Annotated in this window: 1 protein-coding gene; it reads right to left on the reverse strand. The window is 70.7% G+C overall.

Annotated elements, in window-relative coordinates; genetic code table 11:
* The coding region (locus IEY93_RS37640; protein WP_189167907.1) for a Gfo/Idh/MocA family protein at positions 1-543 on the reverse strand (543 nt) is incomplete at both ends.

The following is a 543-nucleotide window of genomic DNA, read 5'->3' on the forward strand; positions in this document are numbered from 1 at the left end:
AGGTTCTCCAGCACATACGCCCAATGCGGGAACATGTCGAGCACGATGCCGCCGCCGTCCTCTGCCCGGTAGTTCCACGAGGGCCGCTGCGCCGCCTGCCAGTCACCCTCGAACACCCAGTAACCGAACTCGCCGCGTACCGAGAGGATCCGGCCGAAGAACCCACCCTCGATCAGACGCCGCAACTTCAGCAGTCCGGGCAGGAACAGCTTGTCGGCGACGACGCCGTTCTTCACCCCGGCCTCGCGGGCCGCCCGCGCCAGGGCGACAGCGTCGTCGGTGGTCTCCGCGGTCGGCTTCTCGACGTAGACGTGTTTGCCCGCCTCGACGGCCCGCATGACGGCCGCGACCCTGGCGCTGGTGGTCTGCGCGTCGAAGTACACGGCGTTGCGGTCGTCGGCGAGGGCCGCCGCGAGGTCGGTCGTCCAGTCGGGGATGCCGTGCCGCGCCGCGATCGCCTCCAGCTTGGCCGCACTGCGCCCCACCAGCACCGGCCGCAGCAGCACCCGCTCACCGTCCGACAGAGCCACCCCGCCCTGCTCA

Origin of the sequence: Sphaerisporangium melleum, assembly GCF_014646695.1 — a bacterium.
Taxonomy (GTDB): Bacteria; Actinomycetota; Actinomycetes; order Streptosporangiales; family Streptosporangiaceae; genus Sphaerisporangium; species Sphaerisporangium melleum.